Source organism: Microbispora catharanthi, from assembly GCF_006334915.2.
GTDB lineage: Bacteria > Actinomycetota > Actinomycetes > Streptosporangiales > Streptosporangiaceae > Microbispora > Microbispora catharanthi.
In genome coordinates, this window is the sequence record NZ_VDMA02000014.1 from 125,054 (window position 1) to 137,140 (window position 12,087).

At 72.3% G+C, this 12,087-nt stretch carries 9 protein-coding genes and 1 pseudogene; 8 read left to right on the top strand and 2 right to left on the bottom strand.

Translation table 11 applies throughout. The features are described 5' to 3' along the window. Positions 1-12 precede the first annotated feature (12 nt). Positions 13-1,251 (bottom strand): annotated as a pseudogene (cysC, locus tag FH610_RS25200) (adenylyl-sulfate kinase); the annotation flags it as partial. Between the two features lie 104 nt (positions 1,252-1,355). On the opposite strand from cysC, the gene FH610_RS25205 reads away from it, so the two are divergent. Further along, positions 1,356-1,874 (top strand): SigE family RNA polymerase sigma factor, encoded by a 519-nt coding sequence (locus FH610_RS25205; protein ID WP_139577298.1) that lies wholly within the window; start codon positions 1,356-1,358, stop codon positions 1,872-1,874. Continuing rightward, entirely contained in the window at positions 1,871-3,133 is a 1,263-nt protein-coding gene (locus tag FH610_RS25210) for a hypothetical protein (RefSeq protein ID WP_139577299.1), read from the top strand. The genes FH610_RS25205 and FH610_RS25210 overlap by 4 nt, the downstream gene beginning before the upstream one ends. An 18-nt stretch (positions 3,134-3,151) precedes the next feature. Here the strand turns inward: FH610_RS25210 and FH610_RS25215 are convergent, their stop codons facing one another. Continuing rightward, positions 3,152-3,883: a methyltransferase domain-containing protein gene (locus tag FH610_RS25215; protein WP_167538769.1), complete on the bottom strand. Its 732-nt coding sequence runs from the start codon at positions 3,881-3,883 to the stop codon at positions 3,152-3,154. Positions 3,884-4,234: 351 nt separating this feature from the next. On the opposite strand from FH610_RS25215, the gene mfd reads away from it, so the two are divergent. The 6 genes from mfd to FH610_RS25245 all read left to right on the top strand — a co-directional run bounded on the left by mfd (position 4,235) and on the right by FH610_RS25245 (position 12,061). Continuing rightward, the gene (mfd, locus tag FH610_RS25220) at positions 4,235-7,732 is read left to right on the top strand and encodes a transcription-repair coupling factor (RefSeq protein WP_139577300.1); all 3,498 of its coding nucleotides are present in this window, start codon (positions 4,235-4,237) and stop codon (positions 7,730-7,732) included. 52 nt (positions 7,733-7,784) lie between these two features. Further along, positions 7,785-8,429, top strand: a complete 645-nt coding sequence (locus FH610_RS25225; RefSeq protein WP_139577301.1) for a SurA N-terminal domain-containing protein — start codon at positions 7,785-7,787, stop codon at positions 8,427-8,429. Between the two features lie 68 nt (positions 8,430-8,497). After that, positions 8,498-9,481 (top strand): nucleoside triphosphate pyrophosphohydrolase, encoded by a 984-nt coding sequence (locus FH610_RS25230; RefSeq protein ID WP_139577302.1) that lies wholly within the window; start codon positions 8,498-8,500, stop codon positions 9,479-9,481. 82 nt (positions 9,482-9,563) lie between these two features. Then, positions 9,564-10,844 carry a phosphopyruvate hydratase gene (gene eno, locus FH610_RS25235; protein WP_139577303.1) on the top strand — a complete coding sequence of 427 codons (1,281 nt, stop codon included), beginning with the start codon at positions 9,564-9,566 and terminating at the stop codon, positions 10,842-10,844. Between the two features lie 148 nt (positions 10,845-10,992). After that, complete coding sequence (locus tag FH610_RS25240) at positions 10,993-11,454, top strand: FtsB family cell division protein (RefSeq protein ID WP_240809180.1); 462 nt, start codon at positions 10,993-10,995, stop codon at positions 11,452-11,454. Between the two features lie 49 nt (positions 11,455-11,503). Beyond that, the gene (locus FH610_RS25245) at positions 11,504-12,061 is read left to right on the top strand and encodes a DUF501 domain-containing protein (RefSeq protein WP_205826045.1); all 558 of its coding nucleotides are present in this window, start codon (positions 11,504-11,506) and stop codon (positions 12,059-12,061) included. Positions 12,062-12,087 lie beyond the last annotated feature (26 nt).

Here is a 12,087-nt window from a genome sequence, read left to right on the forward strand (position 1 = left end):
TCGGCGGACGCCTCAGCGGACCCAGCCGCCCGAGGTGACGAGGTTCAGCACGGCGCCGACCGCGCGTTCGATCGTCATGTCCGTGGTGTCGAGGACGAGGTCGGCGTCCTCCGGCTCCTCGTACGGGTCGGAGATCCCGGTGAACTCCGGGATCAGCCCGGCCCGCGCCCTGGCGTACAGGCCCTTGCGGTCGCGGCGCTCGCACTCCTCCAGCGGCGTGGCCACGTGGACGAGCAGGAAGTCGCCGCCGACCTCCTCGACCATCGCCCGCACCTCGTCCCGGGTCGCGGCGTACGGCGCGATGGGCGCGCAGATCGCCAGGCCGCCGTGGCGGGCGACCTCGGCGGCCACGAAGCCGATCCTGCGGATGTTGCGGTCGCGGTCCTCGCGCGAGAACGTGAGCCCCGCCGACAGCATCCGCCGCACGACGTCGCCGTCCAGGTAGGTGACCGTGCGGCCGCCCCGTTCGAGCAGCGCGTCGCGCAAACCCCGGGCGATCGTCGACTTGCCCGAGCCGGACAGGCCGGTGAAGAACACCACGAGCCCCCGCTTGTGCGGCGGCCCGGGGATGGTGACCGGCGCGGGACCGGCGTAGTGCTCGGTGGCGCCGTAGTTGCGGGCCACGTGCTCGCGGAGTTCGAGGTCGATCTCGGCGTCCTCGCGCGGCGCGAGCGGCACCGCGACCACCGTCGCCCCCGGGAGCCGCTCGGCCGCCTTGAGCGCGGCGCGCACCACGGCAGGCCCGCCCTCGCCGAAGACGAGGGGCATGAGGAGCACGGTGGCGTCCAGTTCCTCGGCGGTCGCCGCCACGTCGTCGAGCGCGGCGCCGTCGAGCGGCCCGCGCATCGTCACCGCGAGGACCTCGCCGTCCGGCAGGTCCTTGCGCACCTCCTCCGGCGTGCGGCGCAGCCGGGAGAACGGTCCGTACACGGGGGCGTCGAGCGCCTCGACCGGCCCGGCGGCGTGGTGGCCGTCCCGCTCCACGACGGTCAGCACCGCGACCGCCGCGCCCTCGGGGTCCCTGAGCGTCACCCGGTCGCCGGGCCCGAACTCGTCCGGGAGCGCGATCGTGATCGGGTCGGGCCAGGACGCCCCTCCGGGCAGCCGGCCCCGCTCGGCCACGCTCTCCACCTCGGCCGAGGTGAGGAAGCCGGCCAGCGGCGCGTACGCCCCGGACAGCAGCAGCTCCAGGTCCGCCAGCTCACGTGCGTCGGGCGTCCACTCGGTCATGGCTTCCGTTTCCGCTCGATTGTGCGCAGCTCGGTGGGTCGGATACGCACCCTACTGGCAACCGCACGCATAGCGTGCCGGTGCTCGGGGCGTCTACAGGCAGACATTAATCCGAGGAGGTGCTCGTGGACGCCGCAGAAGAGCGACGATTCCGCGAATTCGTGTCGGCCCGCGCGCCGGCGCTCATGCGGCTGGCCTATCTGCTGACCGGAGGAGACCAGCACTCAGCAGAGGATCTGCTGCAGACCGCTCTGGCCAAGGTCATCACCAGATGGGGGCGGCTCGACGAGCCCGAGGCCTACGTGCGCCAGGTGATGTACCGGCAGCAGATCAGCTGGTGGCGGCTCGCCTGGCGGCAGCGGGAGACCAGCGTGGCCGACGTGCCGGAGCATCCGGCCGGCCGCGCGGGCACCGACGAGGCCGAGCTGCGGATGATCCTGCGCAGGGCGCTCGCCCGGCTGACGCCCCGCCAGCGCGCCGTGCTCGTGCTGCGCTATCTCGAAGACCTGCCCGAGGACCAGGTGGCCCAGGTCCTCGGCTGCTCCGTCGGGACCGTGCGCAGCACCGCGCACCGGTCCCTCGCCCGGCTGCGGACGACCGCGCCGGAACTCGCCGATCTGCGCCTGAGTGAGGTGATCTCATGACGCCCCGGATGCTGAAGCAGACGCTGGAGGAGTGGTCGCGAGAGGTCCACGTGCCCGGCGACCTCGCCGACCGCGCGCTGCGCCGCCGGTCGCGGCTGCGCCTGACGAGATTCGCGGGGGCGGTCTCGTGCGCGGCCGTCGTGGCGGCCGTGGCCCTGCTGGTGCCGCTGGTCGTGGTCCCCCTCTTCACCGCGGAGCCGATCTCGCAGGTCGGCGGCCCGCCGGTGGTGGTGCCCGTCCAGCCCTACCGGCAGACGACCCCTGCGGAGGACGTGCTGGCCGACACCGGGAACTCCCCGCCGAAGACGATGATCGCGGCGGGCGGAGTGGCCGTCTCCGCCTACTACACGTGGCGGTCGCGTACGGCCGCCGGGCGCAAGGTGCTGGACCGCACGTGGTATCTCCTCGATCCGGCGACGAAGAGCTACGAGAAGACGGAGTGGGGCTGGACCGAGGTCGCACCCGGCCTGCGCTGGGCGGCGGTCCTGGAGAAGGACCTGCCCGTGCGGAGGATCGGCATCTTCGACATGGAGGCCCGGCAGGTGCGGGCGTGGGTGCCGGTTGACCACCCCGTGGGCGGCGTCGCCTGGTCCCCGGACGGCACGCGCCTGCTCGCCACCGCCTACGACGAGTCCCCCGACCTGGACAGGACGTCCGTCGTCGAGCGACAGTGCCCGTCGCGGGTCGCGGCGACGCCGGAGGACCCCCGGCACCCGCCGTTCCAGACGATCTCCACCAGCCGGACGGGTTTCTACGTCGTCGACGCGGCCACCGCGACCGCGGGGGACTTCCACGCCGTCGATCCCTGCTGGACCGACAACAGCAACGTCAGGCGCGACTTCGGCTGGAGCGACGACGGCGCGCTGGTCCGCGAGGCCAGCAACGTCTGGAAGCGGCCGGACGCCTTCTACGATCTGGAGGGCAGGCCGCACGACGCACCTTCCGGCTACGTCGCCACGGAGTCGAAGGCGGGCGTGTCGCCCGGCGGCACGCTGCTCGCCGGCCCCGACGGCATGCCCACCAAGGTCACGGAGCTGTCGACGGGCGAGATCGTGGGCCGTCAGCAGGTGCTCCAGCTCCTCGCCTGGGCCGACGACCACCGCCTGGTCGCGCTGGGCTGCGCGGGCACGTGTGGGAACGAGTTCCACAACGGCCTGGTCCTGGTGGGCGTCGACGGCGAGAACGCGGTCCCGCTGTCGGAATACCGGAAGAACACCCAGAAGCCCGAGGCGTGGGAGCCGGTGTTGACCCCCAGGTAGCGGCCCAGATGTAGCCACTCAGATGAGGCGGGCGAAGTGGTTCTGCGGACGGCGGATCACCATGGTGATCTCGTCCTCGGTCCCGTTGAGCCCGCCTCGCGAGAGCGCGGCCACGACCCGGCAGACCACGGCGACCAGACCGCCGTGCGGACCCCGCCGGGCCGGGCCGCTCACCGCCGAGTAGTCCTCGGCGATCATGAGCCCGCGCATCAGGCAGTACGCCTGGATGCCCTCGCGGGAGGCCAGCGGCTCGTACATCGCCGGAAGCGGCCCCACCGACCCGGCCGGGGCGAGCGTGCGCCACAGCGCCCGCCGCAGCCAGCGGGGGGCCACCCGGTCGCAGAAGCCGTACGCCGACTTGCGGTCGCGCATCTTCAGCAGCAGCAGCCCGCCGGGGCGCAGCCCGGCCACGAGCCGGTCGAGCACGAGCTCGGCGTGCCGGATGCGTTCGAGGAGGAACGACACGTAGACGACGTCGAAGGAGCGGGGCGGGATCGGCACGAGACGCAGGTCGCCCAGGTAGGACGCCTCCAGGTCGCCTCGGTTGGCGGTGTGGGCCCGCAGGGGCGGCAGATCCTCGTCCACCCCCGTCATCCTCGGCTCGTAGCGCCCCACGTCGAGGGCGCCGCCCCGGCCGCATCCGGCGATGAGGATGTCGAGCCGCCGTCCGAGCTGGTCGGTCCACTGCTCGCGAATCCGCTGGCTGAACACGTCGTCCTGATCGGCGGACGACAAACGAACCTCTGTCATGCCACTGAGGGTAATCATTCGGCGACGCGCAGTTGCGCATTTGCGGTCACCCATCATGTCCGGACCGAGGAGCGAGCGGAGCGAGGCGAGGGGACAGGCGAGGGGCGCGGCCGTGTCTGGACTGAGGAGCGCGCGGAGCGAGGAACGAGCGAGCACGTACCGAGGGAAGACGCGGACTGTAGGCGCCCGGAGCGGCCGAGCGGAGCGAGGCGAGGGGACAGGGCGTAGCCTTGGTAGCCGCGGCCCGGTTGGGAGCGTCTCGCGGATCTCCTCCGTTAGGGGGATCGGCCGGATGAACGGGGTCGCGTCCGCACGCCGGCTGTCTTTGTCACGGGGCTTTTGAAGGCATCGATGTCTCTTTCCGGACTGCTCGACCTCGTATCCGCCGAACCCAGGCTGGCCGCCGCGCTCGACGCCGCCGGGCAGGCCGCCCACCCCGGCGCCGAGCTGGTGGCGCCACCCGCGTTGCGGCCGTTCGCCGTGGCCGCGCTGTCCCGCGTACGGCCGGTGCTCGCCGTCACGGCGACCGGGCGCGAGGCGGAGGATCTCGCCGCCGCGCTCACGAGCCTGGTGGACGAGAGCTCTGTGGCCGTCTTCCCCGCCTGGGAGACGCTGCCGCACGAGCGCCTGTCGCCGCGCAGCGACACGGTCGGCCAGCGCCTTGCCGTGCTGCGGCGGCTGGCGCACCCGATCGAGGGCGACCCCGCGGCAGGCCCGCTGCGGATCGTGGTGGCCCCGATCCGCTCGCTGCTCCAGCCCATCGTGGCCGGGCTCGGCGACCTGGCGCCCGTACGGCTGCGCGCGGGCGACGACGCCGACCTGGACGACGTGGTGGCCCGGCTGGTCCAGAACGGCTACCACCGGGTGGACATGGCGGAGAAGCGCGGTGAGGTGGCCGTGCGCGGCGGCCTGCTCGACGTGTTCCCGCCCACCGAGGAGCACCCGCTGCGGCTGGAGTTCTGGGGCGACACGATCGAGGAGATCCGCTGGTTCAAGGTGGCCGACCAGCGCTCGCTGGAGGTCGCCCAGGACGGGCTGTTCGCCGCGCCCTGCCGCGAGCTGCTGCTCACCGACGACGTACGGCGGCGCGCCCGCGAGCTGGGGGAGGAGCACCCGGCGCTGAAGGACGTGCTCGACCAGCTCGCCGAGGGTGTGCCGGTGGAGGGCATGGAGGCGTTCGCACCCGTGCTCGCCGGGGAGATGGACCTGCTGCTCGACCACCTGCCGATCCGGTCGGCCGTGTTCGTCTGCGACCCCGAGCGGATCCGCGGCCGGGCCGTCGAGCTGGTCCACACCAGCCAGGAGTTCATGGAGGCGTCCTGGATCGCCGCGGCGGCGGGCGGCGAGGCCCCCATCGACCTGGAGGCGGCCGCCTTCCGCACGCTCGAGGAGGTGCGCGACCACGCCGGCGAGCTGGGCCAGCCGTGGTGGAGCATCGCCCCCTTCGGCGAGGGCGTGGAGCTGGACGCGCAGGACGTCGAGGCCTACCGGGGCGACACGCAGCGGGCGCTCGCCGACATCAAGGGCTGGATGGGCGCGGGCAAGGCCGTCGTGCTGCTGAGCGAGGGGCACGGCCCGGCCGAGCGCATGGTCGAGCTGCTCAAGGGCGTGGACGTGGCGGCGCGGCTGGTGCCGTCCCTCGACGGTCCGCCGCCGAAGGACGTCGTGCAGGTCACGACGGGCCGCGTCGACCACGGCTTCGTCACGCCGGACGTCGCCGTGGTGACCCACCTCGACCTCGTCGGGCAGAAGGCGTCCACCAAGGACATGCGGCGGCTGCCGTCGCGCCGCCGCAACATGGTCGACCCCCTCCAGCTCAAGGTCGGCGACCACGTGGTGCACGAGCAGCACGGCGTGGGCCGCTACGTCGAGATGGTGCAGCGCACGATCCAGGGCGCGACCCGCGAATACCTCGTGATCGAGTACGCCAGGGGCGACCGGCTCTACGTGCCGACCGACCAGCTCGACGAGGTCACGCGCTACGTCGGCGGCGAGGCGCCCACGCTCAACCGCATGGGCGGGGCCGACTGGGCCAAGGCCAAGACCAGGGCGAAGAAGGCGGTCAGGGAGATCGCGGGCGAGCTGATCCGGCTCTACTCGGCCCGCATGGCCTCGCCCGGCTACGCGTTCGCCTCCGACAGCCCCTGGCAGCGGGAGATGGAGGACGCCTTCCCGTACGCCGAGACGGGCGACCAGCTCGAAGCGATCGACGAGGTCAAGCGCGACATGGAGCGGCCCGTCCCGATGGACCGCCTGATCTGCGGCGACGTCGGCTACGGCAAGACCGAGATCGCGGTGCGGGCGGCGTTCAAGGCGGTGCAGGACGGCAAGCAGGTCGCCGTGCTGGTGCCGACGACGCTGCTCGTGCAGCAGCACCTGTCGACGTTCGGCGAGCGGTTCGCCGCCTTCCCTGTCACGGTGAAGCCGGTCTCCCGGTTCCAGACCGACGGCGAGGTCAAGGCGACCCTCGACGGCCTGCGTACGGGCGAGGTCGACGTGGTGATCGGCACGCACCGGCTGCTGTCGCCCGAGGTCAAGTTCAAGGACCTCGGCCTGATCATCGTGGACGAGGAGCAGCGGTTCGGCGTCGAGCACAAGGAGGCCATGAAGCACATGCGAACGCAGGTGGACGTGCTCGCCATGTCGGCGACGCCGATCCCGCGGACGCTGGAGATGGGCCTCACCGGCATCCGGGAGATGTCGACGATCCTCACCCCGCCGGAGGAGCGGCACCCGATCCTCACGTTCGTCGGGCCGTACGACGAGAAGCAGATCGCGGCGGCGATCCGGCGCGAGCTGATGCGCGACGGGCAGGTGTTCTTCGTCCACAACCGGGTCCGCACGATCGACAAGGTGGCCTCGCGGCTGCACGAGCTGGTGCCGGAGGCGCGGATCGCGGTCGCCCACGGGCAGATGAACGAGAGCCAGCTCGAGAAGATCATGGTGGACTTCTGGGAGCGCAACTTCGACGTGCTCGTCTCCACCACGATCGTCGAGTCCGGCCTGGACGTGCCCAACGCCAACACGCTCATCGTGGACCGTGCGGACAACTACGGCCTGTCGCAGCTCCACCAGCTGCGCGGCCGGGTCGGCCGGGGCCGCGAGCGCGGCTACGCCTACTTCCTCTACCCGCCCGAGTCGCCGCTGACCGAGACCGCGCACGAGCGGCTCGCCACGATCGCCCAGCACACCGAGATGGGCGCCGGCATGTACGTCGCCATGAAGGACCTGGAGATCCGCGGCGCCGGCAACATCCTCGGGGCCGAGCAGTCGGGCCACATCGCCGGTGTCGGCTTCGACCTGTACGTCCGCATGATGGCCGAGGCCGTCCAGGAGCAGAAGTCCAAGCTCGCGGGCGAGGCGAAGGTGGAGGAGCGGCCCGAGGTCAAGGTCGAGCTGCCGATCAACGCCCACGTGCCGCACGACTACGTCACCTCCGAGCGGCTGCGCCTGGAGGCGTACAAGCGGATCGCGGCCATCGGGTCTGAGGACGACATCGCGGCCGTCCGCGACGAGCTCACCGACCGGTACGGCAGGCCGCCCCAGGAGGTGGACAACCTGCTGGAGGTGGCGCGTTTCCGGATCAAGGCCCGCAAGGCGGGGCTGACCGACGTGACGCTGCAGGGCCAGCAGATCAGGTTCGCGCCCGTGGAGCTGAGGGACTCCCAGCAGGTGCGGCTCCAGCGGCTCTACCCCCGCTCCATCGTGAAGCAGGCGACGGGCATCCTGCTCGTGCCGGTGCCCAAGACCAAACCGATCGGCGGTCAGCCACTACGCGACCTCGACCTGCTGAAATGGTGCGGGGACCTGGTCGAGGCCCTGTTCCTGGAGCCGATGCGGGTACAGTGACCCGCGAAATTGTCAACATACGCGTGGCCGGTGTCGTTCGGGAGGATCGTCCGTGAAGTCGTATCGAGTGCGCGTCGCCGTGGCGCTGGCGGCGGCCGGGATCGCCGTGACCGCCTGCGGCGGCCCCGTGCAGGCGGGTTCCGCGGCCATCGTGGGCAAGGAGCGCATCACCTCCAGCGAGCTGAACGACGAGGTCCGCGCGCTGCGCGCCGACCTTGCCGCCAACAAGATCCCCGAGGACCAGCTCCAGCTGTCCTTCTCGCTGCCGCAGACGGTCCTGCTCAACATGACCACGAGCAGGCAGTTCCGGGAGCTCGGCCGGAGCAAGGGCGTCGTGGTCACCGACCGGGAGGTCGACGACGTCGCCACGGCGCAGGGCGGCTGGGACCAGTTCAACAAGGTGCTGCTGGCCAACGGCATCCCGCTGGACGAGGGCCGCGACTTCATCCGCGCCGTCGTCATCCGCAACAAGCTGGCGCAGCAGTCCGGCGCCGGTCAGGACCAGGCGAGCCAGCAGGCTGCCCTTCAGAAGATCGTCCAGGAGGCCGACTCGGCCGTGCCGGTGAAGTACAGCCCGCGCTACGGCAAGTTCGACCCCCAGCAGGGCTTCGTCGCCGACGACCGCTTCGGCTCGGCGGGCGGGGCCACTGCGGGCGAGGCCGCCGCGGGTGCTGCCGGCGCCGCTCAGGCCGGCTGATCGCACGCCTGAGCGGTATGGCCGGCGACCCGGCGACGCCGGGTGGGCGGGCTCATTAGGCTGAGGCCATGGCGTTGATCGTGGTGACCACCTCGCCCCGGGTCGCTCCGGGCCTGCTCGCGCCCGCGGCGTGGAAGGCCCTCACCCGAGGGCGGGTGCTCACCGGCACCCCGGACCACCCCTACCTGCCCTATCTCGACGAGGCCGGCGTACGGGTCGAGGTGGTGACCCCCGAGCCCGGCGCGATCGCCCGCGAGAGCCGTACGGGGACGGTGGTGTGGCTGGCCGCGCAGGACGGCGACGAGGACTTCATGCGCGCGGTCGGCCACGCCGCGATCTCCCTGGACGAGCCGCCGGAGATCGAGGTCGTCCCCGGCTCCTACGACCTGCCCGGCGCCCGGCTGCTCGACCTCGTCCAGATCATGGACCGGCTGCGCCGCGAGTGCCCGTGGGACCGCAAGCAGACCCACGAGTCGCTCGTGCCCTACCTGGTCGAAGAGGCCTACGAGGTGCTGGAGACCATCCACGAGGGCGCCTACGGCCCGCCGCTGCGCGAGGAGCTCGGCGACCTGCTGCTTCAGGTGATGTTCCACGCCCGGCTCGCGCAGGAACGGATGGGCCCGGAGGAGGCGGCCGGGGACGGCTTCGACATCGACGACGTCGCCGCCGGGATCGTGGAGAAGCTGGTCCGCCGCCATCCGCACGTCTTCGCGGACGTCGAGGTCTCCGGCGCGGGTGACGTCGCCGACAACTGGGAGACGATCAAGGCGGCCGAGCGGGCCGCCAAGGGGGAGGCCGGCTCGGCGCTCAGCGGCGTGCCCATGGGCCAGCCGGCGATCTCCCTGGCCGCCCAGCTCCTGCGCCGGGCCGGCCGGGCCGGGGCGCCCGCCTCTCTCGCCGGCGACCTCGCCCCGCCCGCCGGCGCCCGCCTGTTCACGCTCGTACGGGAGACCCAGGACGCGGGGCTCGACCCCGAGGCCGCGCTGAGGGCGGCGGCCAGGGAGTACCGGCGGCGCGTGGAGCAGTGGGAGGACGCCGCGGACACGCCGTGAACGGGCGGCCCTGCGCCGTACCGGGTAGTAGGGACCGATAGGCTCGGGAGGCAAACCGCCCGCCATTTTGCTAGGAGCGTTCGTGGCTGCCATCGAGGCCATCACCGCCCGCGAGATCCTCGACTCCCGTGGGAACCCCACGGTCGAGGTCGAGGTACTGCTGGACGACTACAGCACCGGCCGTGCCGCCGTTCCGAGTGGCGCCTCCACCGGTCAGTTCGAGGCCGTCGAGCTGCGCGACGGGGACAAGAAGCGCTATCTCGGCAAGGGTGTCGAGAAGGCCGTCCTCGGCGTGACCGACGAGATCGCCGACGAGCTCATCGGGTTCGACGCCGAGGAGCAGCGTCTCATCGACCAGACGATGATCGACCTGGACGGCACGCCCAACAAGGCCCGCCTCGGGGCCAACGCGCTCCTCGGCATCTCGCTGGCCGTCGCCAAGGCCGCCGCCGACAGCGCCGACCTGCCCCTGTTCCGCTACGTCGGCGGGCCGAACGCGCACATCCTGCCCGTGCCGATGATGAACATCCTGAACGGCGGCGCGCACGCCGACACCAACGTGGACATCCAGGAGTTCATGATCGCGCCGATCGGCGCCGAGACGTTCTCCGAGGCGCTGCGCATGGGCGCGGAGACCTACCACACGCTCAAGGGCGTGCTGAAGGAGAAGGGCTACGCCACGGGCCTGGGCGACGAGGGCGGCTTCGCGCCGAACCTGCCGTCGAACCGCGACGCGCTCGACCTGATCATGGTCGCGATCGAGAAGGCCGGCTACACGCCGGGCCAGGACATCGCGCTCGCGCTCGACGTCGCGGCCAGCGAGTTCCACAAGGACGGCGTCTACACGATCGACGGCAAGGGCGTGTCGGCCGCCGAGCTGATCTCCTTCTACGAGGACCTGGTCCGCTCCTACCCGCTGGTCTCCATCGAGGACCCGCTGAACGAGGAGGACTGGGAGGGCTGGAAGGCCATCACCACGTCGCTCGGCGCCAAGGTCCAGCTCGTGGGCGACGACCTGTTCGTCACCAACCCCGAGCGGCTCGGCCGCGGCATCGCCGAAGGCGCCGCCAACGCGCTGCTGGTGAAGGTGAACCAGATCGGCACGCTGTCGGAGACCCTCGACGCGGTCGACCTGGCCCACCGCAGCGGCTACCGCTGCATGATGAGCCACCGCTCCGGCGAGACCGAGGACACCACGATCGCCGACCTCGCCGTGGCCACCAACTGCGGCCAGATCAAGACCGGCGCCCCGGCCCGTTCGGACCGGGTGGCCAAGTACAACCAGCTCCTGCGCATCGAGGAGCTGCTCGACGACGCGGCGCGGTACGCCGGTCGCGCCGCCTTCCCGCGCTTCCAGGGCTGATCGGCGGCATACGGGGGTACCTCGGCTGGACACGTTCCGGACACGTGGCGCGGTGACGCCGTGCCCGTCCGGGCGTGTACGGCCGGGACGGGCGGTTAGTGTGGCCGTTGATCGGGCCTTGCGCTGACCGACCGGGAGGGGTGGTTTCGTGGCGGCGAAGCGGCCGCAGCTCACCGGGCGCGCGGCGATCCTCGCGGTCGTCGTGTGCGCCATCGCCATGAGCCTGGCCTACCCCGTGCGGGAGTACGTCGCCCAGCGTCGGCAGATCGCCCAGCTGGAGGCGCAGCAGGCGAACGCGCTGCGCAAGCTCCAGAACCTGGAGCAGCGGCGCCGGCGGCTGGAGGATCCGGACTACATCAAGCGCCTGGCCAAGGAGCGGCTGTTCTACTGCGAGCCGGGCGCGGACTGCTACCAGGTGATCGACGAGGAGACGGCCGGGTCCGCCGCCGCCAAGGCGGGGACGAAGCCGCCGGAGCGGCCCGCCTGGTACGTCACTCTCTGGCGGTCGTTCGAGGCGGCCGACAAGGGGCGGCCCGCCGCACCCGCGGCAGGGCGGAGCCCCGCACCGACGGCGTCCGCATCGGCGTCTGCGCCGGCGCCGGCGGGATGAGGACCGCGGACGGCCGCGACAGGGCATCGTGAAGGGCGAGGAGATCGACGTGGCGGACGACCAGGCGGACCACGTGGGCCACGCGGGCAGTGTGGACCCCGCTGACCTGGCGGCGGCGCGGGCGCAGCTCGGGCGGCAGCCGCGCGGGGTGCGGGCCGTCGCCCACCGGTGCCCCTGCGGTCTGCCCGACGTGCTGGAGACCGCGCCCCGGCTGCCCGACGGCGCGCCGTTCCCCACGCTGTTCTACCTGACCTGTCCGAAAGCCGCCTCGGCGATCGGCACGCTGGAGTCGTCCGGCCTGATGAAGAGCATGCAGGCCCGGCTCTCCGAGGACCCCGAGCTGGCCGAGGCCTACCGGGCGGCCCACGAGGACTACGTCGCCCGCCGCGACCGCGCGGCCGACGAGGAGGGCGTGGAGCCGCTGCCGCGCGACATGCAGACCGCCGGCGGCATGCCTGGCCGGGTCAAGTGCCTGCACGCGCTGGTCGCCCACGAGCTGGCCGCGCCGGGCGTCAATCCGTTCGGCCGGGAGGCCCTCGACGCGCTGCCCGACTGGTGGGCCGGCGGCCCCTGCGTGGTCGTGGAGAATTCCGAAGAGCGGCCATAGGCCGGGCGCGGGACAGAAACGGGAGC

Coding starts and splice junctions, on each gene's coding strand:
- FH610_RS25210 (WP_139577299.1), top strand. CDS start 1,871: ATGACGCCCCGGATGCTGAAGCAGACGCTGGAGGAGTGGTCGCGAGAG.
- FH610_RS25215 (WP_167538769.1), bottom strand. CDS start 3,883: ATGACAGAGGTTCGTTTGTCGTCCGCCGATCAGGACGACGTGTTCAGC.
- mfd (WP_139577300.1), top strand. CDS start 4,235: ATGTCTCTTTCCGGACTGCTCGACCTCGTATCCGCCGAACCCAGGCTG.
- FH610_RS25230 (WP_139577302.1), top strand. CDS start 8,498: ATGGCGTTGATCGTGGTGACCACCTCGCCCCGGGTCGCTCCGGGCCTG.